The sequence below is a fragment of the Geodermatophilus sp. SYSU D00703 genome (assembly GCF_054050155.1).
Map to the genome: position 1 here is coordinate 40,849 of NZ_JBJGYU010000016.1, position 25,425 is coordinate 66,273.

Genomic DNA, 25,425 nt, shown 5'->3' on the forward strand with positions numbered 1-25,425 from the left:
ATGGACCTGCCCGTTCTGCCGCCCGTCAAGCCGATGCTGGCCAAGGCCGTCACCAAGGTGCCCACGGCCGAGGGCATGTACTACGAGCCCAAGTGGGACGGCTTCCGTTGCATCGTCTTCCGGGACGGCGACGAGGTGGAGCTGGGCAGCCGCAACGAGCGCCCGCTGACCCGCTACTTCCCGGAGGTGGTGGCCGCGGTCAAGGCCGCGCTGCCCGAGAAGTGCGTGGTGGACGGCGAGATCATCGTGCCGCAGGGCGACCGGCTGCACTTCGAGGCGCTGCTGCAGCGCATCCACCCCGCCAAGTCGCGGGTCGACCTGCTGGCCGAGCAGACCCCGGCGTCCTTCGTCGCCTTCGACCTGCTGGCGATCGGCGACGAGTCGCTCATGGAGAGGCCCTTCGCCGAGCGGCAGGCGCGGCTGCGGGAGGTGATCGGCAAGGGCACCCAGTCGGTGCACGTCACCGCCATCACGCAGGACGCCGCCACCGCTCAGCGCTGGTTCGAGGAGTTCGAGGGCGCGGGGCTGGACGGCGTCCTCGCCAAGGCCCCCGACCTGCCCTACGGCCCCGACCAGCGGCTGATGACCAAGGTCAAGCACGTGCGGACCGCCGACTGCGTCGTCGCCGGCTTCCGGTGGCACAAGAGCGGGCCGATCGTGGGCTCGCTGCTGCTCGGCCTGTACGACGACGCCGGCACCCTGCAGTCCATCGGTGTCGCGGCGTCCTTCCCCATGGCCCGGCGGGCCGAGCTGGTCGAGGAGCTGGCCCCCTACCGCACCGAGGCCCTCGAGGGACACCCCTGGCAGGACTGGGCGAACGCCGACACCAGCACCGGCAACGGCAACGGCAACGGGGACCGCATGCCCGGGGCGCAGAGCCGGTGGAACGCCGGCAAGGACCTCTCCTGGGTGCCGCTGCGGCCGGAGCTCGTCGTCGAGATCAAGTACGACCAGCTGGAGGGTCGCCGGCTGCGGCACACCGGGCAGTTCCTGCGCTGGCGCCCGGACCGCGAGCCGCGCAGCTGCACGTACGAGCAACTGGAGGTGCCGGTCCGGTACGACCTGGCCGAGGTGCTCGCGGGGTAGGAGCCCGGTGAGATCGACGGCCGTCCCTGCGGGGCCGCCGAGACCCTCCTAGGCTCGTGATCATGCGTCTGTCCCGCGGCCTGGTCGCCGCCGTCTCCGGAGTGCTCCTGGCCGCCTCCGGCTGCACCTCGTTCTCCGACTCGACCTCCGCGGACCCCTCGCCGTCCCCCACGACCCCGGCCGCGCCCGAGGCGCAGGACATCTCGTGGAGCGACTGCGACGAGCAGATCTCCGGCCTGGTCGCCGGCACCCCGGGCAGCGAGCGGGACATCCTGTTCGAGTGCGGTCGCACCGAGGTGCCGATCAGCTACGACGAGCCGCAGGGCGCGACGATGCCGATCTTCCTGGTGCGAGCGCGGCTGGCCGGGCAGACCGACCGGATCGGCTCGCTGGTGATGAACCCCGGCGGCCCGGGTGCGTCCGGCGCCGACGCCGCGATCGGCCGGGCGCTGACCCTGCCGGAGGACGTGCTGCGCCGCTTCGACCTGGTCGGCTTCGACCCGCGCGGGGTCGGGCTGTCCACGCCGGTGGAGTGCGTCCCCGACGAGCTGAAGGACCGGATGGTGGCCGCCGAGCCGCGCCCGGTCAGCGACGAGCAACTCGACACGGTGTTCGCGCTGGCCGAGGAGGCCGCCGACGGCTGCGCGGAGGAGTACGGCGACGCACTCGGCAGCTTCACCACCGTCGACACCGCGCGGGACATGGACCTGATCCGCCAGTCCCTCGGCGACGAGCAGCTGACCTACCTCGGCTACTCGTACGGCACCACGCTGGGCTCGACCTACGCCGAGCTGTTCCCCGACCGGGTGCGCGCGCTGGTGCTCGACGCCGCCGTCGACCCCGACACCGACCCGCGGGCGGACGCCGAGGCGAGCGCCGCCGGCTTCGAGGCCGGGTTCGACGCCTTCGCCGCCAACTGCACCGGACTGGTCGCCGGCTGCCCCCTCGGCGCGGACCCGCGGAAGTTCGTCACCGACCTGCTCGCCCAAGCCGGGCAGACCCCGATCCCCAGCGCGCGCCAGGGCGAGACCCGGCAGGCCACCCCGGGCGTGGTGATGACCGCGATCCAGGCGGCGCTCTACACGACCAGCGCGTGGCCGCAGCTGGCGCAGGGACTGGCCGCCGCGCAGCAGGGCGACTCCCAGCAGCTGTTCTCCCTGGCCGACTCCTACTACGGCCGGCTCCAGGACGGCACGTACTCCAACCTCATCGACGCCAACCTGGCGATCAACTGCGCCGACAGCGACCCCGAACAGCAGGTGCCGGAGGACGAGGTCCGCACCCTCGCCGCCGACTGGGGGCAGCGCTACCCGCTGTTCGGCGCGGGCTCCGCGGCCAGCCTCTACACGTGCTCGGTGTGGGACGCCGAGCGCACGCCGGTGCCGGAGCGCGACGCCGAGGGCAGCGCGCCGATCCTCGTCGTGGGCAACTCCGGTGACCCCGTGACCCCGCTGCCCGGCGCGCAGGACATGGCCGAGGACCTCACCTCCGGCGTCCTGATGACCTGGCAGGGCCAGGGGCACACCGCGTACCCGAAGACCGACTGCGTCAACGCGGCGGTCGACGCCTACCTCATCGACCTGACCGTGCCGCAGGACGGGCTGACGTGCCCGGCCTGAGCCCCCTAGGGTGCGCCGGGTGAAGATCGACCACGGGGCGGTGCGGTGATGGCCGCGGCGAAGGACGCCGTCCTCCTGCAGGTGGACGGGCACGAGGTGCGGGTCTCCAACCCGGAGAAGCCGTACTTCGCCCAGCGCGGCATCCGGAAGATCGACGTCGTCGAGTACTTCGTCTCGGTCGGCGAGGGCATCCTGCACGCGCTGCGGGACCGGCCGACGACGCTCGAGCGCTGGCCCGGCGGCGTGTTCGAGGGCGCCCGGCTCTCCACGCGGGTGGACAACACCGGCGACGCCTTCTACCAGAAGCGGGTGCCGAAGAACGCCCCCGACTGGGTGCCGACGGCGCACATCACCTTCCCCAGCGGCCGGACCGCCGACGAGGTCGCGCCCGACTCGGTCGCCGTCGTGGCGTGGTGCGCCAACCTCGGGACGCTGACCTTCCACCCGTGGCCGGTGTCGAAGTCGGACGTCGAGTCTCCCGACCAGATCCGCATCGACCTCGACCCGCAGCCGGGCACCGACTTCTCCGACGCCGTGTGGGTCGCCCCGCACGTGCGCGAGCTGCTGGCGGAGTTCGGCATGCAGGGGTGGCCGAAGACGTCCGGGGGGCGCGGGGTGCACGTCTACGTGCCGATCCAGCCGCGCTGGACCTTCCCCGAGGTGCGCCGGGCGGTCATCGCCTTCGGCCGCGAGCTGGAACGCCGGCTCCCCGACCGCGTGACCATGTCGTGGTGGAAGGAGGAGCGCGGCGAGAAGATCTTCATCGACTACAACCAGATGGCCCGGGACCGCACGATCGCCTCGGCGTACTCCATCCGGCCCAAGCCGCACGCCCCGGTCTCGGCCCCGGTGGACTGGGACGAGTTGCCCGACGTCCACCCGACCGACTTCGACGTCCTGACCATGCCGGCCCGGTTCAAGGAGGCCGGCGACAAGCACGCCGGCCTGGCCGACCACGCTTTCGGCATCGAGCCCCTGCTGGAGCTGGCCGAGCGGCAGGCGAAGGACGAGGGGCTCGGCGACCTGCCCTATCCCCCGGACTACCCGAAGATGCCGGGAGAACCGATGCGGGTCCAACCGAGCCGCGCCAAGCGCCCCACCAGCGGGAACGAGTGATCGGACGCTGGACGACGCACGCCCTCAGCGCGCTTCCACCGGGCGATCACGAGCCTGTGCGGGCTTCTCGTGTACCTCTGCAGTCGTTCTCCAGTCGTGCGCTGTGTGCCGAGCTCGATGCGGAGACGGTCGGTCCGCGGATGAGTTGCCGGCTCGGCGAGCGCTTCGGCTCCATCGCCGGGCCGCCGTTGTCGTGGGTCGCCCACAGCCTGGTTCCGCCCGGGATGCCGGCCCCGTCGACCGTGAACGGCGACGGTAGGGCCCCGTCGACCGTCGGGCCGATGCGGGTCCAGCCCAGCCACGCCAAGCGTCCTGCCAGCGAGGACGCCTGTTCCCGGCGCGACCGCAGGCCTGGCACAGCGCTCACTCGCTCGATGAACCGCCGCCGTGGCGATCCGGCTCGAGGACCTGGTGGCGTCCTTCCAGCGGCACCTGCGCGCCACCGCGAGAGCGCCGCGGACGATCGAGCCGTACAGCCAGAGCGTCCGCCGTTTCAGCCGATGGCTGTCCGACCGCCGGTCGGACCCTGCCGCGTCCGCCTGCACGGCATCTCATCCGACCCTCGATGTCGCCGCCGAGCGTGCCCCAGACGTCTACCGCGAGGTTGACCACGAAACGGCGAGATCATCGAGGGCCCCCGTGGCTCGAACGCTCCGCGTTGGCTGACCAGCAGGTCGCCGCCTCTCCCTGCTGGAGGTCGGTGACCGCGAGGAGGGAGGTGGTGTCTGCACGGCAGGTGGTGACGGCGTTCCCTCTCGATCGCTCCGATGGTGGTGATGTGCTGGCCGCCCTGGAGTCTGCCGGTCAGGCTCGACTGACGACCGTGGTGACCGGCAGCCCGTAGCGGCGCTCGATCTGGTGCGGGACGTCCGAGCCGAGCCAGCGCGAGATCCGCTTGGGCAGGGTCGCCACGATGATCTCGTCGAAGTCCCGGTCGCAGACTGTCTCCTCGACGGCGTCGAGCGGGTGGGCACTGCCGACGTGTCCCTCGGCCTGGACGCCGAGCCCGGCCAGATCGGCGAGAAACCGGGAGAGTCGATCCCGAGCCTCCTCGGTCGCCTCCTCGTCGGTCTCCGGCCCGCCGTAGCCGGTGACCATGCTGGCCATGGGCACGAAGCCACCGGCCGCCGGGACCACGTGGTAGTGGGCAGCGGGGGTGTTCGGTACGAGCACGTAGAACGAGGTATCACCCGCCTCTGCCCGCTTGCCGATCTCCTCCCGGAGCTCCCTCTCACAGAGGGTCTGGTTCGCCACGACGAGGTACCTGCGCATGTGATCGACCTCCGCTCGTCGACCTACGGGACGTGTTCTGACCCGACATGCCGCCGGATCGAGGATCCGCTCGACGTCCGCGCCCGCGGCCGGCGAGCCCTCAGCGGGGTTGGCGAGCACCGCCGCGGACGGCACCGGCGCCGGCGTGCATCTCCTCCAGCTCCACACCCTTGGTCTCCCGCACCCAGCGCAGCACGAAGATGAACGACAGCACCGCGCAGACGGTGTAGAAGCCGTACGCCAGGCCCAGGGACACGTCGCTCAACACCGGGAAGCTCACGGTGATCAGCCAGTTGGCCACCCACTGACCGCCGGCGGCGAAGGCCAGCGCTGCCGCGCGGATCCGGTTCGGGAACTTCTCCCCCAGCAGGACCCAGACGACCGGCCCCCAGGACATGCCGAAAGCGACGACGAACAGGTTTGCGGCGAGCAGCGCGATCGGACCGGTGGCGCCCGAGAGCACCGGGTTGCCCTCGGCGTTCAGCGGCGCGGTCCCGAAGATCACGGCAAGGGTGCCCAGCGTGACGGCCATGCCCACCGAGCCGATGAGCAACAGCGGTCGCCGGCCGAAACGGTCCACGGACGCGATCGCGATCAGGGTGGTCGCGATGTTCACCACGGAGGTGATCACGGTGATGACGAAGGCGTCGGCCTCGCTGAAGCCGACGGCCTCCCACAGCACGTTCGAGTAGTAGAAGATCACGTTGATCCCGACGAACTGCTGGAAGACCGACAGGCCCAGGCCCACCCAGACGATCGGCAGCAGCCCGCTCCGTGGCGCGCGCAGGTCGGCCCAGGAGGGCGGCTTCTCCCGCTGCATCGTCTCCCGGATTCGGTTGATCTTGATGTCGAGACCGCGCTCGCCCAGCAGGGTGCCCAGGATCCGGCGCGCCTCGGGGATCCGGTGCGTGGCGATGAGGTAGCGGGGGGACTCGGGGATGGTCAGGGTGAGCAGGCCGTAGGCCACAGCCGGGACGGCCATGGCGAGGAACATCCACCGCCACGCCTCGAGGCCGAACCAGAACGGCTCGCGCGATCCCCCGGCCGCGGCCGCGAAGGCGAAATCGACCAGCAGGGAGAGGAAGATGCCGCTGACGATGGCCAGCTGCTGCAGCGAGCCGAGTCGGCCCCGGATCCGCGCCGGCGCGACCTCCGCGATGTAGGCCGGGGCGATGACCGAGGCCACGCCGACGCCGATGCCGCCGACGATGCGGCCGATGATCAGGACGATCAGGTTGGGCGCGAACCCGGTGACCAGCGCGCTGACGAAGAACAGCACCGCGGCCACCTTCATGGTGAACAGCCGGCCGAAGCGGTCGGCGAACCTCCCGGCGGTCAGGGCACCGGCCGCGGCGCCGAGCAGGGCCGAGGCCACGGCGAAGCCCAGGGGGCCGGGGGCCGCGTTGAACCGGTCCTCGACGGCGGCGACGGCACCGTTGATGACCGCGCTGTCGTAGCCGAAGAGGAAGCCGCCGAGCGCGGCCACGGACGCGATCCGCACCGCGCTGCGACCGCTGCCGGTGTCCGTCTCGTCGTAGATGGACGCGTGCTGATCAAACGAACCGTGCTCGCTCACCGGATCCCCCTCCGCCGTCCCTCCCGCGCCACACCCCTGTGCCGCCTGGCCGTGCCGTCTCACACCCCCGCGAGTCCACTCCCCCGTCCTGCCTCACCGGCGTCGTGCCAGGTCGGCCGCGCCGACGATCCCGGCCTCGGGGCCGAACTCGGCGAGCCGTACGTCCGGTACCTGCCGGTACGCGCGCGCCGTGATCCGCTCGTGCAGCGACCGCTCTGCGGGCTCGCGCAGCAGCTCCCCGGCGGCGGAGACCCCACCGCCGAGGACGAACACCTCCGGGTCCAGGACCGCGGTGAGGGCGGCCATGCCCTGGCCCAGCCAGGTGCCGATCACCCGGAACGCCTCGAGCGCGGCCTCGTCCCCGTCCTGGGCCGCGCGCGTGACGTGCAGCCCGGAGATCGCCTCCGGCCGGCCACCGGCCAGCTCCAGCAACCGACCGGCGATGGCCGGCGAGACCGTGGCGAGCTCCTGGGCCTCGAGGATGAGCGCCCGGCCGCTGGCGTAGCGCTCCCAGCAACCACGGCCACCGCAGCCGCACCGCCGTCCGCCCGGCTCCACCGTCACGTGCCCGAACTCCGCGGCGATCCCCTGCCGCCCCCGGTACAGCTCCCCGCCGGTCACCAGGCCGCCGCCGAGGCCGGTCCCGACCGTGAGGACGACGAGGTACTGCTGCCCCCGCCCGGCGCCGAAGCGGGCCTCGGCCCAGGCCGCCGCGTTGGCGTCGTTCTCCACGACGACCGGCAGCCCACACCGTTTCTCGACGTTGACGCGCAGCGGCTCGTCACGCCAGGCCAGGTTGGGCGCGAAGACCACGGTGGATCGTGCGGCGTCGACGAACCCGGCCGCCCCGATGCCGACGGCCTCGACCTCGTGGGAGGCCTGCAGCTCTCGGACGACGTCGGCGATGATCTCCTCGATCCTGGCCGGGTCGTGCGACGGTGTGTCGCGCCGGGCGCTGGCGACGATGCCGCCCTGCTCGTCGACCAGCCCGGCGGCGACCTTGGTGCCGCCGATGTCGACGCCGATCGCGAGTGCCATGGTCGCCCCCCCGGTCATGGGTGCGGTGTGATCCAAAGCACTGTGGACTCTGCTCCCTCCCCGCACCCCATGCCACCGGAAGCGGGTCCGCCGTCTGGTGGTCGGACCGGAGATCGCCGGGAAACGCCCGGCATCGGGGACTCCCGTGGATGTCCCCGGCTCCGGTTCCGATCAGGAGGCCCTACGAGCATGATGTGATCCGGCTCGAGATGAGGCCTCGTTCCAGGCTCGGAGCCACACGTCCGTCCACCACGGGGACAACAGGTCGTCGAGGCCCTTGGCGGGCGGCCCAGGAGGTGCGGAATGGCGGAGCCGAGGATCCTCGGGATCGTGCTGGCCGGTGGTGCGGGCACGCGGCTCGCGCCGTTGACCGAGGACCGGGCCAAGCCCGCCGTACCCTTCGGTGGCCTCTACCGGCTGATCGACTTCGCCCTGTCCAACCTCGTCAACGCCGGCATCCTCAAGATCGCTGTGCTCACGCAGTACAAGAGCCACAGCCTCGACCGCCACATCACGACGACCTGGCGACTGTCGAACCTGCTCGGCAACTACGTCACCACGGTGCCGGCCCAGCAGCGCCTCGGCCCCCGCTGGTACACCGGCTCGGCCGACGCGATCCTCCAGTCGCTGAACCTCATCAACGACGAGCGCCCCGACCTCGTCGTCGTCTTCGGCGCCGACCACGTGTACCGCATGGACCCGGGGCAGATGTGGCGCCAGCACCTGGACGGGGGCGCCGGGGTGACGGTCGCGGGCATCCCTGTGCCTCGCCGGGAGGCCACCGCCTTCGGCGTCATCCAGACGGCGGACGACGGACAGCGGATCGAGGCTTTCCTGGAGAAGCCCGCCGATCCGCCCGCGCTGCCCGGCCGCCCCGATGAGACCTTCGCGTCCATGGGCAACTACGTCTTCAGCACCGAGGCGCTGCTCGACGCCCTGCGCACCGACGCCGCCGACGAGGACAGCAAGCACGACATGGGCGGCAACATCGTCCCGATGCTGGTCGGGCAGGGCGCGGCGCAGGTGTACGACTTCAAGTCGAACGACGTCCCTGGGGAGAAGGCCGGCACCGAGCGCTACTGGCGCGACGTCGGCACGCTGGACTCCTACTTCGACGCCCACATGGATCTCTGCGCGGCGACCCCGGCATTCGACCTCTACAACGAGCGCTGGCCGATCCTCACCCACATCCCGTCCCGGCCGCCAGCGAAGTTCGTGCACGACGACGGCGACCGGGTCGGCCGGGCGATCAGCAGCATCGTGTCCAACGGCGTCATCGTCTCCGGTGGCTGTGTCCGCGAGTCGGTGCTCTCCCCCGGCGTGGTCGTGCACAGCTGGGCGTCCCTCGAGAGGTCCGTGGTCCTGGACGGCACGCACGTCGGCCGCCGGGCCGTGCTCCGCGATGCGATCGTCGACAAGAACGTCCGCATCGGCGAGGGCGTCGAGATCGGCGTCGACAAAGACGACGACCGTGCCCGCGGCCTCGTCGTCTCCGAGGCGGGCATCACCGTGGTCGGCAAGGGACGGGAGATCATGAAGTGAGTGCGACGCCGGTGAACCGTCCCCTGTCTCATAGCGGGTCCGAATCCACGGGAGAGTGGGATCGTGCCTGCACCGAGGAAGTACCCGGACGAGCTGCGTGACCGGTCGATCCGCCTCGGCAGCGACCTCGTCGACGGCCCGGAGAGGTTGAGCGTGAACGGCGGCGTGCATCCGGGTGGGCGAGCAGTTGGGGACCAACAGCGACACGCTGCGGCACTGGGCCAGGCAGGCCCGCGTCGACGCCGGCGCCGAGCCGGGACTGACCAGCGACGAGCGCACTCGGCTGCGCGAGCTGCAGCGGGAGGTTCGCGAACTGCGCCGGGCGAAGCGATCCTCACGAGTGCATCGGCTGGAGTTCGGAGTCGAGCCGATCTGCCGGGTGCCGCGCGAGCACGGCCTGAGATCGCCCCCCGAGCACCTACCTGGCGGCCAGAACCCCCCACCGTCGGCCCGCGCCCAGCGGGACGCGGTCGTCTCTGAGCGGATCCGCGCCGTGCACGGCGACCGCGAGATCGGCCGCGGCCTGTATGGGATGCGCAAGGTGCACGCCCAGCTGCGCCCCGAGGGCGGCGTGAACAGCCGGCCGGTCTCGCGCCGACAGGCGGAGCACCTCATGCGCGCCGACGGGCAGTAGGGAGCCCGCCGCGGCCGGACGCTCCGGACAGCCGCCCGGATGCCGCGACGGCCGGCTGGTGGACCTCTTGCAACGCAACTTCACCGCGTCGGCACCCAACCGGTCGTGGCTGGTGGACTTCACCTGGGTGCCGACCTGGTCGGGCATGTCCTTCACCGCCTTCGTCTGCGACGCGTTCAGCCGCCGCATCGTCGGCTGGCGCACCGCCTCGGCGATGTCCACCAAGCTGCCGCTGGACGCACTCGAGGTGGCCCTGAGGATCCGGGAGCGAGCAGGTCAAGACGTCACCGGCGTGGTTCAACACAGCGACGCCGGCAGTCGATACACCGCGATTCGATACCAGGCTCGGCTGGCCGAGGCCGGCGCGGTCGCCTCGATCGGCAGCGTGGGGGGCTCCTATGACAAAGCCCAGGCGGAGAGCCTGATCGGCCTGTACGAAACCGAGTGCACCCGTCCCGACGGACCCTGGCGCAGCGTCGGCGACCTCGAGCTGGCCACCCTGTCCTGGGTGCACTGCCTCAACACCACCCGCCTGCACAGCGCCCTCGGGCACAGGCCGCCGAGCGAGGTCGACCAGGAGTGCAACCGTTCCATCACCGCCGAGCAGCATCCGCTACCGGCATGACCGCCCCGCTGCAGAACCGGGGACGGTTCACTCGCCCGACAACTCACCTACTTACGCTCACGTGCGACCTGCGCTTTCACTGCTCTGAACAGCGCTTCCGGGTCCCGCTCCCCGAAGATGCTAGGAGAACCGATGCGGGTCCAACCGAGCCGCGCCAAGCGTCCCACCAGCGAGAACGGTCGATCCAGCGCTCGATGCCAGGGAAGCACAGGGCTCACTCGACAGACAGCCCACGTCCTGCAGTGGATCTGGCGTACTCATCCAGTCGCCGTTCCGGGCGCCTGGGGCTGCTCCCGGAGCACCACGGACGATCGACCTCGACAGCCAGAACGTCCGCTACGCCCGCCGGCTGACAGACCGCGGCCGCGCGCCGGTGCTCGACGAGCTGACCCGCGGCGACCGCCGCGGCGAGGACCATGGCGACCGAGACGCCGCGGGAGTGACGGGTCTGCGCCTGGTTCCTCCGTGGCTCGGTGGCCGCGAGCGCCCCTTCAGCCCCGGCTGGGCGCCCACCGTTCGATCGTGGACTGACGGACCTGCAGTTCGCGGCGGGCCCACCGGACGGCGTGCAGGTAGTGCGCGCTCAGGCCGATTCCCCAGCCCACGAGGGGGAAGAAGAACCAGAGGAAGTCCTCGTCGGTCTGCGTCACCAGGACGATGCTGAGGACCCGTCAGCACGAGGACGTACATGTCGCGTGGATGCGCCATCCCAGTCGAGCAGTCCACGGGCACGCCGGGCCCGCCTCACCAGGTGACGGCCGACGGCCGTGCGGCGTGACGACCTTCGGCCCTGTCGGACCTTCCCCACCGGACGTCCGATGACGCGGCCACACCACGTACGGGGCTGCACCGCGCCGCCAGCGTCTCTCAGGAGGTCCTCGTGAGCGTTCCGAGCACCGGTCAGCAGGCCGCCGGAGGGATCGTCGTCGGGGTTGACGGGTCTGCCTCCTCCGAGGATGCGCTGCGCTGGGCCGCGGAACAGGCGCGGCTGACCGGCCAGGAGTTGCACGCCGTCAGCGCCTGGGAGGTCCCGATGCCGTACGACGGGCCGGTCATCGGAGACCTCGACCTGTCCGGGGACACCGCCGCTCTGCTGGAGAAGACGGTGGGGAACGCCCTGGGCGCGGCCGATGCCGCGCGGGTCGTCCGGCACGTGCAGCAGGGGCACCCCGCGCAGGTGCTGATGGACGTTGGCCGCGACGCCGACCTGCTGGTCGTGGGCTCCCGGGGGCACGGCCGCCTCCCCGGCCTCCTCCTGGGCTCAGTGAGCCAGCACGTGACGGCCCGCGCCGCCTGTCCCGTGGTGGTGGTCCACGGGCACCGGGCCCCGACCGGTCTGGTCGTCGTCGGCGTGGACGGGTCCTCCGAGTCGGAGCAGGCGCTGCGCTGGGCGGGCCGGCAGGCCCGCACCACCGGAGCGCACCTCCGCGCGGTCATCGCCTGGCACGTTCCGGTCGCCTACGGGGTCACGGCGGGCAAGGAGCTCGACTGGGCCGCGCACAGCACGCACATCCTGGCCATGAGCGTCGCCGAAGCACTCGGCGGAGAGGGCGCCATCGGGGTCGAGCAGGACGTCGTGGAGGACGACCCGGCGACCGCGCTCCTGGACGCCGCGGAGGGGGCCGACCTCCTGGTGGTCGGTCGGCGGGGCCGTGGCGGCTTCGCCGGCATGCGACGGGGGTCGGTGAGCCGGCACGTGGTGACGCACGCGTCGTGCTCCGTCGTCGTCCACCCCGGCGCGCCGGAGATCCAGCCCGCGCGGGAGTCGTGACCTCTCGTCATGGGGGCGTTCAGACCCCATTCTCGGACGCCCACGTTCCGGACACCGCCGCGCGAAGGTCCGCGACGGTCCGCGCGTGCAGGTCCCGCAGGTGGGCGCTGGGTTCACTCACCGGGGCCACCGGATCATGGACCCGGCGGGCCGCCTCGGGTAGCTGGGCTAACCCCTCCGCGCTGACCCTGGGCGAGCCGGCGAACGCCCGGGTCGATGAGCCGTCGGCGCACCCGCGGCGTCCCGGCGGCAGGACGATGAGAGGGCCTGGCGCCGGCAGGTACGTGGTCCTGGGACCGCCGGGGTTTGCGCAGTTGCCATCGCCAAGCAGGTCGGGGCCCACCCCGCTGTCCAGCACCTTGAGACCGCCGAGCCCCAGACGAGGGTGCCTCCGGCCTCCCGCCGGAGCGCGGCTGCACCAGAACTGGAGACGGACCGGAGACCCGGCGCAGCGACCGGCTACCGTGCACGTGGACCGTGTGGCACCGGCAACAGCAGCAGGCGCGGAGCTGGGCCCGAGAACTCGCCCGATAACCCACCGGCTTACGCTCCGGCGCCACCTGCGGTCATGCCGCTGTGAACAGCGCTTTCGGGTCCCGCTCCCCGAAGATGCCGGGCGAGCCCATGCGCGTGCAGCCCAGCCGAGCGAGGCGTCCTGCCAGCGGAGACGACTGACAGCTCGATCAGTCCGACGCCGACGTCTCAACCTACCTGGGCCTCGCGGTGTCACCGGCGGCCCACCGCCTCAACCCGCCCGGCACAGCGAGGCCCCTGAACGGCGACTGCCGCCCAGGGGCCTCGCTGTCAGACGGTGTCAGGCCGCGGCGCCGGGATGGAACGACGGCGTGATCGGTGTCGCGACGTCGTTGCGCGCCTCGAGGACGCGGCCCGCCTCCAGCAGCACGTCCTCGCGGAACTTCTGGCCGACGAGCTGCACGCCGATGGGGAGGCCACCGCCGCTCGTCACCGGGACGGACAGGCCCGGGAAGCCGAGCAGGGCCAGGGACATCATCGGCCACTGCGCCTTGATGACCTGCTCCATGCGGTCGACGTCCTTGACGTCGGCGTCGATCTCGAACGTCCGCTCCGCGGAGACGGGCGTGAGCAGCACCGGGTAGCGCTGCAGGAAGAGTTGGAGCTCGCGCATGAGCGTCCCCCGCCGCGCATAGCCGCGCACGTAGGCGTCGAGGCCGAAGTCGCTGTGCATGCGCTTGGTGACGGCGAACTGGTTGTCCGCCGACCGACGGATCGCCTCGTCGCCGTGCTCCTCGATGGCCAGGCCGAGGTCCTCGAACTCGACGCCCTGGACGAGCAGCCACCAGAGACGCCACGCCTCGGCGAACAGCGGCAGCCGGACCTCCTCGACCTCGTACCCGGCGTCCTCCAGCCAGCGAGCGGCGGACGTGATGGCCGCGTCGACGGCCGGGTCGATCGCGGCCACCCCCACGTCGCGGAGGACGGCCACGCGGCGCCTCGGCAGCGGCGGCCCCTCGAGCGGTGCCGGGACGTTGAACGGGTCGCGGGGGTTGTAGGTCGCCATGGCTCGCAGGCCCAGGGCGACGTCGTCCACCGATCGCGCCAACGGGCCCTGGACCAGCATCGCCTGGACCCCGAGGAGCTGGTCATCCTCCCAGGGCCCGTACCAGGTCGGCACCCGGCCCGGGGTCGGGCGGAGCCCCACCACTCCGCAGCTGGCCGCGGGGTAGCGGATCGAGCCACCGATGTCGTTGCCGTGCGCGATGACCCCCATCCCGGTGGCGACCGCAGCGGCGGCACCGCCGCTGGAGCCCCCGGGCGTCCTGGCTGGATCCCAGGGGTTGAGGGTCCGTCCGTGCAGTTCGTTGTCGGTGAACCACCGGATGGAGAAGGCAGGCGTGTTCGACCGGCCGACGAAGACCGCGCCGGCGTTGCGCAGGTTCTCGATGTGCGGGGCGTCCTGCTCGACGACCGCTTCGGCGAAGGCGGTCACTCCACCCGTCGTCGCCAGTCCTGCCTGGTCGCTGTTGATCTTCGTGGTGACGGGCACGCCGTGCAGAGGGGCCAGCGGCTCACCCGCCCGGCGGCGGGCGTCGGCCTTGTCGGCTGCGGCGAGCGCGTCGTCGGCCAGCACCTCCGCGAGCGCGTTGACCGTCGGGTTGACCGCGGAGATCCGCTCGAGCGTCGAGGCCACGGCCTCGCGGGAGGAGATGAGGCCGTTGCGGATGGCGGCGGCCGTCTCGACGGCGGACCACTGCCAGATGGTGTCGGACAAGGGGGTTCCTCTCTGGGAGACGGATCAGCCGACGACGAGCAGGTTCGTCAGGGGCTCGGGGTTGGTCCGCAGCCGGAGCACGCGCTCATCGAAGACGAGGCGGCCCTTGACCATGCCGAGGACCCGGTCGGCGAACGTGAGCGGGAGCTGCGGTCCCTGCTCGACGAGGAGGACGGTCACCCCGGTCGCGGCGATGGTGCGCAGGGCCTCCAGCGCGCCCTTGGCGATGGAGGGCTGCAGGCCCTGGGAGAACTCGTCCACCACGATGGCGTGTTCGCCCGCCAGCATCGCGCGGGCGAGGCCCAGCTGCTGCTTCTGGCCGCCGGACATCTGACCGGCCGGCTGCGAGAGACGCTCTCGGAGCACCGGGAACACCGAGAAGACGTCCACGGGCGGGGTGTGCCCGCGTCGCCGGGCGAGGCGGAGGTTCTCCTCGACCGTCAGGCTGGGGAAGACACCCCGGTCGTCGGGCAGGAAGGACAGCCCTCGCCGAGCAAGACCGTCGGGACTCCCCAGCGGGAGGGGGACGTCCCCCGACGAGAGCGTGCCGGAGAAGACGTCGCACTGCCCGAAGAGAGCCCGCAGCAGAGTTGTCTTGCCCATGCCGTTGCGGCCCAGGAGCGCGACGACCTCGCCGGTCGCGAACTCGACGGTGACGTCGTCGACGATGCGGGTCTTGCCGTACCCGGCCGTCAAGTGCTCGATCCTCAGCATCGTCACACCGCCCCGATGTAGGCGGCCCGGACCTCGTCGTGGTCGGCCACCTCGTCCATGTCCCCGCTGACCAGGACCCTGCCGTCGGCGAGGACCACCACCCGGTCGCCCAACTGCTTGACGATGTCCATGTCGTGCTCGACGACGACGAGCGTGCAGCCCAGCTCCCGGCTGATCGCCCGGAGCGTGTGGGCCAGGCGCGTGGAGTCCTCGTGGGACAGCCCCGCGGCTGGCTCGTCCAGGAGCACGATCTCCGGACCCCACGCGATCGTGAGGGCCAGTTCGAGGGCCCGCTGGTCGGCCAGCGAGAGGTCTCGGGTCAGGACGTCGTCGTTGTCGGCGAAGCGTCCGAGCTCGGCGGGCAGGGCCACCGGCTGGTGGGCCTCCGCCCGGGCGATCGCGAGGTTCTGCGCCGGGGTGAGCTCCGGGTAGACGCTCGGCGTCTGGAAGAGCCGGCCCAGGCCGAGGGCCGCCCGGTGGTGGGGGCTCGACCCCGTGACGGCCTGCCCCTTGAGGAGGATCTCCCCGCGGGTCGGCTCGAGGTCACCCGCGACGAGGTTGAGCAGGGTCGTCTTGCCCGCCCCGTTGGGGCCGATGAGGCACACCACCTCACCGGGCGCGATGGCGAGGTCGACGCCGCGGATGACCGGCATCGCACCGAAGCTCTTGACGAGGCCGCGGACCTCGACCGCCGGCGTCCCGGGCTCGTCGCTCCCGCGCCGCGGAGGATGTGACGGAGCGCGGACCGGCTGCTCCGCCCGGGCCCGGAGCACCGCGCCCTGGGCCGCGGCCTGGGCCACCGGCCGGCGGAGACGAGCTGTCGCGAGCCCGACCAGGCCGCCCGGCGCGAACCGGACGACGAGCACGAAGAGCACGCCGATCACGAAGAGGTACCAGCTGCCGATCGCCGCACCGAGGTACTCCTGGCCGATGGTCACGAGCGCGGCGCCGAGGAAGGCACCGGCGATGGAGCCGCGCCCGCCGACGGCGAGGAACACCAGCACCTGGGTGGACATGACGATGCCGGCGATCCCCGGGGACACCAGCCCGACGACGGGCGCGGCGAGCATGCCCGCCACGGCGGCCACGACCGCGCTGAGGACGAATGCCGTGATCTTGACCTGGCGCGGGTCGATCCCCAAGTGCTCGGAACGAGCCTCGTTGATGCGCACGGCGAGCAGCCGCCGGCCGAACCGCCCCCGCAGGACGACGACCCAGACCACCGCCACCACGAGGACGACCACGACTGCGACGAGGTAGAACGCGCCCACGATCCCGCCCGACGCGACGAACAGGCCGTTCGTGCCGTTCGTGAGCTCGAGCAGGGAGCGGGCCGCCTGCTCGACGAGCAGCGTCAGGGCGAGCGTGAGCACCGCCATGGTCGAGGGCGACGTGCCCTGCCGGAGACCGGCCAGCCCCACGGCGAGGGCCACGGCCGCGGCCACCACGAGCGTGACCGGAACGGCGAGCGCCAGCGCGATGTCCCGCTCCGTGGCGATGGCGACGCCGTAGGCACCGACGCCGAAGAACGCGGCGTGGCCGATGCTGATCACCCCCGCCCGGCCCCAGGCGAGGTCGAGCCCGAACGCGAACAGCCCGTAGGCCAGGGACAGCGTCAGGAGCAGCAGTGGGTACGACGTCAGGACGAACGGCGCGGCGGCGAGGCCGACGACGGCCACCGCGAGGGCGCCGACGTGCCGGCGCTCGACCCGTGCGGGTCCTGCCGGGGTGGCCCTCAGCATGCGGGGTTCCGCTCGAGGTCCTCGACGGCCGCGAACTCCTCGACCGGGGTGTAGGCGCCGCCTGGCTGGATGTCGAAGAGGTACATGTCGGTGACGAAGTAGTGGTCCTCGGTGAAGCTGCCGTTGCCGAAGACGCCGTTCTCCACGGTCTGCTGGGCGAGGGCCTCGGCGACGGCGTCGCCGTCCGTGCTGCCGGCCTGTTCCACAGCCCGGGCGATGGCCTGGACGCCCTCGTAGGCGTTCGCCGCGACCGAGGGGATCGGGTCCTCGACGTCGTAGGCCTCGCGGAAGCTCGAGACGAACTCGGCGTTGGCCTCGCCCTCGAGCTGGTCGGAGTACCGGCCGCTGAGCTGCGTGCCCTCGATCCGCGTGGTCAAGCTCGGGTAGAAGTCCGCGATCAGGCTGATGCCGGTGAGACCGGTGTCGTCCAGGAGGCCGGACTGGTCGGCCTGCGTGACCAGGCCGACGGCGTCGCCGCCGACGACCGCCGAGAGGATCCAGTCCGGCTGGGCGCCGGCCAGCTTGCCGACCACCGGCTGCCAGTCCGTGGTGCCGAGCGGGGAGTACTCCTCCAGGACGACGGTCCCGCCGGCCTCCTCGATCATCGCCCGGGCCTTCGCGTTGTAGCTGCGGGGGAAGACGTAGTCGCTGCCGACGAGTGCGACGTTGCTGCCGTACTTCTCCAGCATGTGCGGCACGATGCCCTCGAGCATCGTCTGGTCGGGCTCGCCGAAGGAGAAGAAGTAGTCACCGCAGAAGGGCGCGTCGCCCATGATCGCGGTGGCGAAGGGCACCCGGGCCTCGTCGGAGACCTCCGCGACGGCGCCGGCGGTGTCGCCGGGGATCGTGCCGAACAGGACGTCCACCTGGTCCTGGTTGATGAGGCGCTGAGCGAGCTGAGTGGACCGGGAGACGTTCGCCTCGTCGTCGACCATGACGAACTCCACGTCCTGACCGAGCACCCCGCCCTCGGCGTTGATCTTCTCCACGCCCAGCTCGAAGCCGCGCTGGAGGGCGGTGCCCTCGGCCACCACCGGACCGGTGACGGGCGCGATGAGCCCGATCTTGAGCGGGTCCCCGGCAGAGCCACCCGAGGACTCGGCGACCGCTCCGCCGCATGCGGTGAGGAGCAAGACGCTGCTTGCCGCGGCGGCGCCGATGGCGCGGGCGCGGGTCATGCCGCACCGGCCGGCGCGGGCGCGGGCGATCTCGTGAGCCATGGTGGTTTCCTCCAGGTCAGGCCGTTGGGGCGGATGGCGATCAGGGCGATGAGCAGGGCGAAGAGGACGAACTGGGCGACCGTCTCGGTCAGGTAGTTGCGCAGGAAGGTGCTGAGCACGGCGACGACGAAGGCGCCGAAGACGGAGCCGGGGAGGGATCCCGGCCGGCCGAGCAGCACGGCGAAGAAGGCGGGGGCCAGGAAGGAGGCTCCGACGGCGGGCGTGACGCCGAGCATCGGGCTCTGGACGGAGCCGGCGAGGACGGCGATCGCGGTGGCGATGGCGAACCCGCCGGTCATCATGGCCGCGGGCGGGATGCCCAGGAGCCCGGCCATCTCCCGGTTGTCGACCGTGGCTCGGACCCTCAGGCCCAGGCTCGTGCGGTAGACCACCAGCAGGACGACGACCACGACGGCGAGGCAGACGCCGGTGGCGACCAGCCGGTAGGTGGGATAGGCGACCCCGAGCACGTGGACCGTGCCGTCCACCGGTGCCGCCACCGACGCGGGGGTGGACCCGAACAGGGCGTCAGCACCCTGCCGCAGGACGATGGCCACGCCCCACATCGCCAGGAGCGTGGCGAGGAAGCCGCGGACGTAGAGCCTGGACAGGACCAGCCGCTCCGTCACGGCCCCCAGGACCAGGCCGAGGGCGACCGCGATGACGACCCGGAGCAGGAAGGGGACGCCGTCCAGCGCGTACATCGTGAAGGCGCCGACCATCACGAACTCGCCGTGGGCCACGTTGACCACACCGAGCTGACCGAAGATCACGCCGAGGCTCAGGGCCAGAAGGGCGTAGAACCCGAACAGCGACACCACGGACAGCGCGAGCGAGACCAGCGTCTCCATCACGCACCCCGCAGAGAGCGGGTCGGGGTGACACACAGCACAGCGGCAGACATGGCCGCGAGGGTGTCAACGCTCCCCCGGCGGCCGCCTCCAAGTGAGACGGCGGGCCCGGGACGTTCTCACTTCCAGTGCCGCGAGACCGCCTTCGAGACAAACCCCACGACGTCCACCCGGTCGGTGCAGATGCCGCCGGCGAGCATCCCCAGCATGGAGATGCGACGCCGGGGGTCCCGGATTGCCCCGGCCATGTCGATCGCGTCCCTCGGGTCGGCCGTCCGCCGGATGTGCCCGGACGACTGCGCCGCCACCCACGAGCGCGCGAAGTGGGGTTCGAACTCGGCGCGGATGTGCTCGACCGGCTTCTTCCCGACCTCGATCCCCGCTCCCAGGATGAACCGGTGGTCCTCGGTCGTCATCCGAGTGAACGTCTCGATGACCCTGAGCACGTGGTCGACCGGCTCCTGATCCGGAGCGGAGCAGGCCAGGTCGGCCATCCGGGACCACCGCCTGATGGAGACCTCGTCGATGAGGGCCTGTCTGCCGTCGAAGTGCCGGTAGAGCGTTGCCAGGCTGACCCCGGCCGCGGCGGCGATCTCACGGACGCTGATGTCGGGCGAGCCGGCCCAACCGACCACGTCGCGGGTGGCGCGAACCAGCCGCAGACGGTTCTCCTGCGCGTCGCTCCGCATGCTGACTCCTTCGCCGGGTCCGGGTGCGCGGCGGCACAAGCGCTCAATGGCCGGAGGCGATTGTGAGCGAGGGACGCAGAACCCGCCCCCAGCCACCGCTCAGTGTGATGCATCGCACAGCTGCCCTCGCCCACCGTCGGGGTGTCCGCAACTGCGCGGACTGCGGACAGAGAACTCGCCCGACAACTCACCGGTCTACGTTCGTGAGTGACCTGCGGTTTCGCGGCTTCGAACAGCGCTCCCGAGTCCCGCTCCCCGAAGATGCCGGGCGAGCCGATGCGCGTGCAGCCCAGTCGCGCCAAGCGCCCCGCCGCGTAGTGCGGCTGGGGTCGGCCCATCGGTCAGCCGCACCCAGGTGTTCCCGCAGGGCGGCAGCCCGGGATGTGTCACCGCAGGGGCCTGTGAGCTCTCGTGACACCTCGCCCCTTCGATCAGCTCTCGAGCACGTCTCGGCGATGGACGGCGGCCTGGCGGGCCGCCACTGACGGGCCGGTCGCTACACCCGCCGCGTCGACGACCGAGGTCGCTCCTGGGGACCATCGGCCCTGTGCGGTCCCGGAGGGTCACACCAGGCTGAGCCCCCCGCGCGTCGATTCGACTGCCGAGTTCTCCGCTCGACCTCCGCGGGCCGGTCGACAGGGGGTGCACTGTGCGCCTGGCGAGTTCCTCCCGACGGTCGGGGCTCGTGGTCGCGGTCGTCACGCTGACCGCTGCCCTGAGCGTGCCCGCCGCCACCGCCTCCACCACTGATGACCCCGATCCGCGGATCACGGCCGTGATGGACAAGCCCGCCTATGCGACCGCGCAGTGGGGCCTGCTCCAGGTCGATCCGTCCAGTGGTCGGGTCGCCCGGTCACAGTTCCCCGACCAGTCGTTCCTGCCCGGATCGGTGACCAAGCTGTTCAGCGTCTCGGCGGCGTGGGGGACGCTGGGCGCCGACCATCGGTTCGAGACGCCGGTCTACGCCGTGGGCGGGCAGGACGGATCGACGTTGACGGGCGACCTGGTGCTGGTCGCCCAGGGTGACCTGACGATGGGTGGCCGCACGGAGCCGGACGGCGCTGTCGCCTTCACCGACATCGACCACACGTACGCGAACGACCTCCCGGGGGCGACGCTCACGCCGGAGGATCCCCTCGCCGGGCTGGACTCCATGGCCGACCAGGTGCGCGCCGCGGGCATCACCCGGGTCGCCGGCGACGTGGTGATCGACGACCGGGCCTTCTCCGCGGTCGGCGAGCTCGATCCGACGCCCACCCCGCTGATCATCAACGACAACCTCATCGACCTGCTGACGACACCGACCAGTCCCGGGCAGCCGGCCGACTTCTCGTGGCGGCCGCAGGTCAGCACGTTCCAGGTCACCTCCGACGTCCGCACGGTCGCGGCGGACGGACCGACCGACATCCAGGTCACGACCTCCCCCGACGGTCACCAGGTCTCGGTCAGCGGCACCATCGCCGCCGGCTCACAGCCGCAGCTCCGGGTGGCACAGGTCGAGGACCCCTCCGCGTTCGGCCGGACCGCGCTCATCGAGGCCCTCGGCCGCGCCGGCGTCACCGTCGACGCTCCGGCCGGCGGCCCCAACCCGGTGGACCAGGCACCCGAGTCGTACGCGTCCGCTCGGACGGTGGCCTCCTACGTCTCCCCGGTGTTCGCCGAGTACGCGAAGCTGATCCTGAAGGTCAGCCACAACCTCGGTGCCAACCTGACCCTCTGCCTCATGGCCGTGCACGCCGGGTCGACCGACTGCATGGCCGGGTTCCCGGTCGAGAAGGCCTTCCTGCAGAGAGCCGGCGTGGACACCAACGCGGTCAGCTTCTCCGACGGCCGGGGCGGCACCCCGGAAGACCGCGTGACCCCTCGAGCGGTCACCCAGATCCTCGAGTACTGGCTGGGCACGCCGGATGCGGACCGGTTCCGCACGTCGCTGCCCGTCCTGGGTGTGGACGGCTCGCTGGGCGAGTTCTGCACCTCTTGCCCGGCCCAGGGCAGGGTGTTCGCCAAGACCGGCACGGTCGCCGGCCCCGACGACCTGAACCAGCGTCTCCAGATCGGCGCCATGACCCTCGGCGGGTACCTCGAGGCGGGCGACGGCCGCTACGAGGTGTTCTACGTCGGGGTGACCGGCGCGACGGCGACGACGATCGAGGAGCTCGTCGATGTCCTCCGGGACGTCGCGGACATCGGAGCCTTCATGCAGGAGGACGCCGCCGCATCGGCGACCGCCGGATGACCTGGGGTGTGCCGGCACGAGCACAGCGCTCGCTCGACGGACGACCACGTCCTCCAGGGGATCTGGCGTACTCCTCCGGTCGCCCCTCCGGGCGGCTCGGGCCGCTCCCGGAGCACCGCGGACCATCGGGCTCTACAGCCTGAGCGTCCGCCACTCCTCCCGCCGGCTGACCCGCCACGCGGTCGCCGCCTGGTTGGACGAGCCGTGCGGCCGACGCCCGACCGACGTCGACCTCGACCGCGAGCTGGCCGGCAATGGCTCCCACCCCCGGGTCGTGCCGTCCGGCGCGGATCCGCGCCAACGACACACGCTCGATCAGACGAATCGGGTGCGCGCTCGCGGCAGGGCTACGCCGTCCACCTCGATGTCGACCTTCTCGTTGTAGAAGGCGACGAGGCCCGCGATCGGCAGGAGCTGGCGAGTGGGGAAGGAGTAGGACCATGCGACGTCCTCGTACCCCTTCGGTGTCGTGCCCTCGACCCGCAGGGACCAGTAGTCGGAGGTGACTCCCTTGTACGGGCATGCCGTCTGGGTGCCGGTCCGGACGAGCTGCTCGAGGGCCACGTCGGTGCGGTGGACGTAGTAGCGGGTGAGCAACCCGGTCTCGAAGACCAGCACCGGGCTCGTGGTGTCGGCAAGCAGGTGACCGTCCAACCGCACGCGGACGTGGCGGTGTGACGGCAGGGCGTCGACCCGGACGTAGGGATTGCGGGGATGGACGAACACCTGCTCGTCCTCCTCGTACCAGGCGTCGAGGGCCGCCCACTCGAAGCGGGCGGTGCGGGCGACACCGTCAACGGCACCGGCATCGAAGACCCGCACGCTGGCCGGACGCTCCTCGCCACCGGCCCGCAGTCCGTACCGCCGGGCGGTTCCGAACCGGAGGTGCAGCTCCCGCCCCTCGTCGACCAGGAACGCGTCGTCGACGTCATCGAGCGGGATGTAGTACTGGGGATAGAAGGGGAACTCCCAGACGTAGCGCGCTCGGACGGAGTCGAAGACGGTCCGGCCACCCAGGGTGGCCCTCACCCGCCGCGGTGCGGGCTCGATGCGACCGGCCTCGGCGGCCATCACCGGATGGTCGCGGCCTGCTGTTCCGGACTGGTCTGTCATCACTCCTCCGCTCGCCTGCTCGTGCTGGCGGCGCTGCGTCTGAGATGTCAGGTGGACGGGTGGAGGTCGGCTGCACCGAAGGGGACGTCGAAGCGATCGCACCAGACGACGACGCTGGTGTAGTCGGCGCTCTCGACGTCGGCGGGGATGACGTGGTTCTGGTCGCCGATGTTGCCCTTGAGCGGCCCCAGGCTGACGTGGTCGTCGTCGAACGCGTCCTCCGCACCGAGCGCCGGGGTCTTCGTCAACCAGACGACCAGCACCGGGCCGTTGGACGTGGCGAACCCCTCGAACCGGACGATCACCCGGTCGTCGGGCAGGCGGAGAACCCGAGCCGTGCCGACGGTCTCGTGCTCGCGGGAGGCGAAGCTGCCCGAGGCCAGTTCCACGGGTCCCGCTGCCACCGTCGGGGCGGCCGATCCCGGAGTCGGCGAGGACTCGGCGGCCGCGCTCGGCAGCACCTCGTCGACCCGCTGGTCGTACAAGACCTTCTGCGGCTGGAACCACACCACCGTGGCGGCAGCGAGGACGGTGAGTGCGCCCGCCGTCAGCCACACCCACCTCCTCCGCCATCGCCTCGGGCGCTGGCCGGGCAGGCCGGACCCGGTGGCCGGTTCGTCCGTACGGCCGGGGACCTCTCTCGCACGCGTCATGACGCCTGGTCTCCACTCCGCTCTCTCCCGTTACGCGGACGACGGGCATCGCGTCGCCACCCCGCCGCCGCGCTGGACCGCGACCGGTCAGGCGGCCTGCACGATGTCGCCGGCGGGGATGCCGCACGCGGCGGCGAACGCATAGGGATGCGCGAACGCGTAGCCGGCCTGGTCGGCTCCGGCCTCCAGTTGGAGGCAGACTCCGGAGCTCCAGTTCCAGACGACGACCACCGCCTCGCCGGTCCCCCTGTCCCAGAACAGCGTCACGTCGACGGCGCCCTGCTCGCGGCGGGCGAGCTCGAGGAGCCGGGACCCGTTCTTCGTGCTGTGCGACATGACCGACCACTCCTGACCTCTCCGACGTCCGGTCCGGTCCCCCGACACCTGGGGGGATCGGCGGCCCGCCGGGGCGGGCCTTCCCATCCCTTGTGTCGCAGCAGGTGCGCCGGGGGTTACACGTTCGCGCCGCCGGACCCGCCGCTCGTGCCGGCGTGCGAGGCGATCGTGGGCGTCGTCTGAGGCGCCGGCCGGCGCCTCAGCTCCGAGGAACGCGAGGAACTCGGCGGGCGCCGCTCTCCCGGCCGAGGTCGGACGACTCCACCCAGAGCAGGTCCAGCCCCAGATCCCGGATGCGGTCGAGGACGCCGTAGAGCGCGGCGGAGTCGACGCACACCCCGGAGAGCGCGGTGCACCCCTCTTCGACCCCGGCGAGGCCCAACGGCTCGAACGCGGCGGCGAGGCGCTCCGTGAGAATCCCACTGACCGTGATCCGGTAGAACCGCTCGGGCATGCCGCCAGGGTGCCCCTCGGGCACTCCGGAGACATCCACCCCGCCCCCGTCTCACCCGGGTGAGATCGCCCGCGGGGGGAGGCGTGCTCCGCCCCCGCCGGACCAGGCTCGTCCCCAGCCGGCCCGGGGAGGGACCATGCCAACGCTGCGCCGCCAGGTGCCGGTCGGCGGGGACACCACCGACCGGGACACCGCCGAGTGGGAGATCGTGCCCGGCGTGGATGCCACACCTCCGGATGCCGTGCACCCGGGTGCTCCGCCTCCGGATGCGGAGCTACGCGCCCGGCTGCGCGCCGGCGATGCCGCCGCGTTCGCCGACATCGTGGACGCGTGGTCTCCCGTGATGCTCTCCGTGGCCCGGCGCTACGTCCACGACCGGCACGCCGCCGAGGACGTCGTCCAGGAGGCGTGGCTCGGGGTCATCAGCGGGATCGCGCGGTTCGAGGGCCGGTCCTCGGTCCGGAGCTGGACGTTCTCCATCCTGATCAACCGGGCCAAGAGCCGGTGGGCGCGGGATGCGCGCGTCGTGTCCTCCGCGGATCTGACCGGCTCGACGCCGTCCGGACCCACGGTCGACCCGGCCCGGTTCCGCGGGCCGGACGACGCCTACCCCGGGCACTGGACCTCGACCGGTGCGCCGCGGCCCTGGGACCAGCCCGAGGACGGGCTGCTCAACCAGGAGATCGGCGCGCAGCTGGAACGGGCACTGGCCGGACTACCCGAGCGGCAGCGCCTCGTGGTCGAGCTTCGCGACGTGCAGGGCATGTCCGCCGAGGAGACCTGCGCGGCGCTGCGCCTGTCCGCCGGCAATCAGCGCGTGCTGCTGCACCGCGGCCGGGCCGCACTGCGGGCCGCGCTCGAGGACTACTACGACGGCTGACGGCCGG

General features: G+C 71.9%; 23 protein-coding genes. 9 read left to right on the plus strand and 14 right to left on the minus strand.

The annotated features are described in order from the left end of the window. From ACI782_RS15895 to ACI782_RS15905, 3 genes are all read left to right on the plus strand, one after another. Positions 1-1,086, plus strand: a complete 1,086-nt coding sequence (locus ACI782_RS15895; protein ID WP_456910870.1) for an ATP-dependent DNA ligase — start codon at positions 1-3, stop codon at positions 1,084-1,086. 62 nt (positions 1,087-1,148) lie between these two features. Beyond that, complete coding sequence (locus ACI782_RS15900; RefSeq protein WP_456910872.1) at positions 1,149-2,705, plus strand: alpha/beta hydrolase; 1,557 nt, start codon at positions 1,149-1,151, stop codon at positions 2,703-2,705. Positions 2,706-2,753: 48 nt separating this feature from the next. Beyond that, positions 2,754-3,821, plus strand: coding sequence for a DNA polymerase domain-containing protein (locus ACI782_RS15905; protein ID WP_456910874.1), 1,068 nt, complete (start codon positions 2,754-2,756; stop codon positions 3,819-3,821). Between the two features lie 804 nt (positions 3,822-4,625). On the opposite strand, the gene ACI782_RS15910 is transcribed toward ACI782_RS15905, so the two are convergent. The 3 genes from ACI782_RS15910 to ACI782_RS15920 form a co-directional block, all read right to left on the minus strand. After that, positions 4,626-5,093 (minus strand): hypothetical protein, encoded by a 468-nt coding sequence (locus ACI782_RS15910; protein ID WP_456910876.1) that lies wholly within the window; start codon positions 5,091-5,093, stop codon positions 4,626-4,628. Positions 5,094-5,193: 100 nt separating this feature from the next. Then, positions 5,194-6,669, minus strand: a complete 1,476-nt coding sequence (locus tag ACI782_RS15915) for a sugar porter family MFS transporter (protein WP_456910878.1) — start codon at positions 6,667-6,669, stop codon at positions 5,194-5,196. A 93-nt stretch (positions 6,670-6,762) separates the two neighbouring features. Next, complete coding sequence (locus ACI782_RS15920) at positions 6,763-7,725, minus strand: ROK family glucokinase (protein ID WP_456910880.1); 963 nt, start codon at positions 7,723-7,725, stop codon at positions 6,763-6,765. Positions 7,726-8,010: 285 nt separating this feature from the next. On the opposite strand from ACI782_RS15920, the gene glgC reads away from it, so the two are divergent. The 3 genes from glgC (at position 8,011) to ACI782_RS15935 (ending at position 10,508) form a co-directional block, all read left to right on the plus strand. Then, positions 8,011-9,249 carry a glucose-1-phosphate adenylyltransferase gene (gene glgC / locus ACI782_RS15925; protein WP_456910882.1) on the plus strand — a complete coding sequence of 413 codons (1,239 nt, stop codon included), beginning with the start codon at positions 8,011-8,013 and terminating at the stop codon, positions 9,247-9,249. A gap of 175 nt (positions 9,250-9,424) precedes the next feature. Beyond that, positions 9,425-9,883 carry a hypothetical protein gene (locus ACI782_RS15930; protein ID WP_456910884.1) on the plus strand — a complete coding sequence of 153 codons (459 nt, stop codon included), beginning with the start codon at positions 9,425-9,427 and terminating at the stop codon, positions 9,881-9,883. 58 nt (positions 9,884-9,941) lie between these two features. Continuing rightward, positions 9,942-10,508 (plus strand): DDE-type integrase/transposase/recombinase, encoded by a 567-nt coding sequence (locus tag ACI782_RS15935; RefSeq protein ID WP_456910886.1) that lies wholly within the window; start codon positions 9,942-9,944, stop codon positions 10,506-10,508. 491 nt (positions 10,509-10,999) lie between these two features. Here the strand turns inward: ACI782_RS15935 and ACI782_RS15940 are convergent, their stop codons facing one another. Next, positions 11,000-11,158 carry a 2TM domain-containing protein gene (locus ACI782_RS15940; RefSeq protein ID WP_456910888.1) on the minus strand — a complete coding sequence of 53 codons (159 nt, stop codon included), beginning with the start codon at positions 11,156-11,158 and terminating at the stop codon, positions 11,000-11,002. A 230-nt stretch (positions 11,159-11,388) separates the two neighbouring features. On the opposite strand from ACI782_RS15940, the gene ACI782_RS15945 reads away from it, so the two are divergent. After that, positions 11,389-12,279 carry a universal stress protein gene (locus ACI782_RS15945; RefSeq protein ID WP_456910890.1) on the plus strand — a complete coding sequence of 297 codons (891 nt, stop codon included), beginning with the start codon at positions 11,389-11,391 and terminating at the stop codon, positions 12,277-12,279. Between the two features lie 814 nt (positions 12,280-13,093). Here the strand turns inward: ACI782_RS15945 and ACI782_RS15950 are convergent. From ACI782_RS15950 to ACI782_RS15975, 6 genes are all read right to left on the minus strand, one after another. Beyond that, positions 13,094-14,530 (minus strand): amidase family protein, encoded by a 1,437-nt coding sequence (locus ACI782_RS15950; RefSeq protein WP_456910892.1) that lies wholly within the window; start codon positions 14,528-14,530, stop codon positions 13,094-13,096. Between the two features lie 24 nt (positions 14,531-14,554). After that, complete coding sequence (locus ACI782_RS15955; protein WP_456910990.1) at positions 14,555-15,244, minus strand: ATP-binding cassette domain-containing protein; 690 nt, start codon at positions 15,242-15,244, stop codon at positions 14,555-14,557. A gap of 2 nt (positions 15,245-15,246) precedes the next feature. Continuing rightward, on the minus strand, positions 15,247-16,986 hold the full coding sequence (locus tag ACI782_RS15960) for a branched-chain amino acid ABC transporter ATP-binding protein/permease (RefSeq protein WP_456910894.1): 1,740 nt from the start codon (positions 16,984-16,986) through the stop codon (positions 15,247-15,249). Continuing rightward, the gene (locus ACI782_RS15965) at positions 16,980-18,206 is read right to left on the minus strand and encodes an ABC transporter substrate-binding protein (RefSeq protein WP_456910896.1); all 1,227 of its coding nucleotides are present in this window, start codon (positions 18,204-18,206) and stop codon (positions 16,980-16,982) included. The genes ACI782_RS15960 and ACI782_RS15965 overlap by 7 nt, the downstream gene beginning before the upstream one ends. Then, a complete protein-coding gene (locus ACI782_RS15970; protein WP_456910898.1) occupies positions 18,161-19,057 on the minus strand; it encodes a branched-chain amino acid ABC transporter permease in 897 nt (298 codons plus the stop codon). The genes ACI782_RS15965 and ACI782_RS15970 overlap by 46 nt, the downstream gene beginning before the upstream one ends. Before the next feature lie 119 nt (positions 19,058-19,176). Continuing rightward, on the minus strand, positions 19,177-19,746 hold the full coding sequence (locus tag ACI782_RS15975) for a TetR/AcrR family transcriptional regulator (RefSeq protein WP_456910900.1): 570 nt from the start codon (positions 19,744-19,746) through the stop codon (positions 19,177-19,179). A 685-nt stretch (positions 19,747-20,431) separates the two neighbouring features. On the opposite strand from ACI782_RS15975, the gene dacB reads away from it, so the two are divergent. After that, complete coding sequence (gene dacB / locus ACI782_RS15980) at positions 20,432-21,982, plus strand: D-alanyl-D-alanine carboxypeptidase/D-alanyl-D-alanine endopeptidase (protein WP_456910902.1); 1,551 nt, start codon at positions 20,432-20,434, stop codon at positions 21,980-21,982. A gap of 315 nt (positions 21,983-22,297) precedes the next feature. Here the strand turns inward: dacB and ACI782_RS15985 are convergent, their stop codons facing one another. From ACI782_RS15985 to ACI782_RS16000, 4 genes are all read right to left on the minus strand, one after another. Beyond that, on the minus strand, positions 22,298-23,095 hold the full coding sequence (locus ACI782_RS15985) for a DUF427 domain-containing protein (RefSeq protein WP_456910904.1): 798 nt from the start codon (positions 23,093-23,095) through the stop codon (positions 22,298-22,300). 47 nt (positions 23,096-23,142) lie between these two features. Then, the gene (locus ACI782_RS15990; protein ID WP_456910906.1) at positions 23,143-23,652 is read right to left on the minus strand and encodes a DM13 domain-containing protein; all 510 of its coding nucleotides are present in this window, start codon (positions 23,650-23,652) and stop codon (positions 23,143-23,145) included. Between the two features lie 183 nt (positions 23,653-23,835). Then, on the minus strand, positions 23,836-24,084 hold the full coding sequence (locus tag ACI782_RS15995; RefSeq protein WP_456910908.1) for a hypothetical protein: 249 nt from the start codon (positions 24,082-24,084) through the stop codon (positions 23,836-23,838). A 199-nt stretch (positions 24,085-24,283) separates the two neighbouring features. Then, positions 24,284-24,538, minus strand: coding sequence for a hypothetical protein (locus ACI782_RS16000; RefSeq protein WP_456910910.1), 255 nt, complete (start codon positions 24,536-24,538; stop codon positions 24,284-24,286). Between the two features lie 136 nt (positions 24,539-24,674). On the opposite strand from ACI782_RS16000, the gene ACI782_RS16005 reads away from it, so the two are divergent. Beyond that, the gene (locus tag ACI782_RS16005; protein WP_456910912.1) at positions 24,675-25,418 is read left to right on the plus strand and encodes an RNA polymerase sigma factor; all 744 of its coding nucleotides are present in this window, start codon (positions 24,675-24,677) and stop codon (positions 25,416-25,418) included. Positions 25,419-25,425: the final 7 nt, after the last annotated feature.

Excerpts from the sequence above, each read along its gene's own strand:
- ACI782_RS15965 (WP_456910896.1), bottom strand. The coding sequence starts at position 18,206 with ATGGCTCACGAGATCGCCCGCGCCCGCGCCGGCCGGTGCGGCATGACC.
- ACI782_RS15910 (WP_456910876.1), bottom strand. The coding sequence starts at position 5,093 with ATGCGCAGGTACCTCGTCGTGGCGAACCAGACCCTCTGTGAGAGGGAG.
- ACI782_RS15905 (WP_456910874.1), top strand. The coding sequence starts at position 2,754 with ATGGCCGCGGCGAAGGACGCCGTCCTCCTGCAGGTGGACGGGCACGAG.
- ACI782_RS15985 (WP_456910904.1), bottom strand. The coding sequence starts at position 23,095 with ATGACAGACCAGTCCGGAACAGCAGGCCGCGACCATCCGGTGATGGCC.
- ACI782_RS15955 (WP_456910990.1), bottom strand. The coding sequence starts at position 15,244 with ATGCTGAGGATCGAGCACTTGACGGCCGGGTACGGCAAGACCCGCATC.
- ACI782_RS15960 (WP_456910894.1), bottom strand. The coding sequence starts at position 16,986 with ATGCTGAGGGCCACCCCGGCAGGACCCGCACGGGTCGAGCGCCGGCAC.
- ACI782_RS16000 (WP_456910910.1), bottom strand. The coding sequence starts at position 24,538 with ATGCCCGAGCGGTTCTACCGGATCACGGTCAGTGGGATTCTCACGGAG.
- glgC (WP_456910882.1), top strand. The coding sequence starts at position 8,011 with ATGGCGGAGCCGAGGATCCTCGGGATCGTGCTGGCCGGTGGTGCGGGC.
- ACI782_RS15895 (WP_456910870.1), top strand. The coding sequence starts at position 1 with ATGGACCTGCCCGTTCTGCCGCCCGTCAAGCCGATGCTGGCCAAGGCC.
- ACI782_RS15970 (WP_456910898.1), bottom strand. The coding sequence starts at position 19,057 with ATGGAGACGCTGGTCTCGCTCGCGCTGTCCGTGGTGTCGCTGTTCGGG.
- ACI782_RS15975 (WP_456910900.1), bottom strand. The coding sequence starts at position 19,746 with ATGCGGAGCGACGCGCAGGAGAACCGTCTGCGGCTGGTTCGCGCCACC.
- ACI782_RS16005 (WP_456910912.1), top strand. The coding sequence starts at position 24,675 with ATGCCAACGCTGCGCCGCCAGGTGCCGGTCGGCGGGGACACCACCGAC.
- ACI782_RS15900 (WP_456910872.1), top strand. The coding sequence starts at position 1,149 with ATGCGTCTGTCCCGCGGCCTGGTCGCCGCCGTCTCCGGAGTGCTCCTG.
- ACI782_RS15995 (WP_456910908.1), bottom strand. The coding sequence starts at position 24,084 with ATGTCGCACAGCACGAAGAACGGGTCCCGGCTCCTCGAGCTCGCCCGC.
- ACI782_RS15920 (WP_456910880.1), bottom strand. The coding sequence starts at position 7,725 with ATGACCGGGGGGGCGACCATGGCACTCGCGATCGGCGTCGACATCGGC.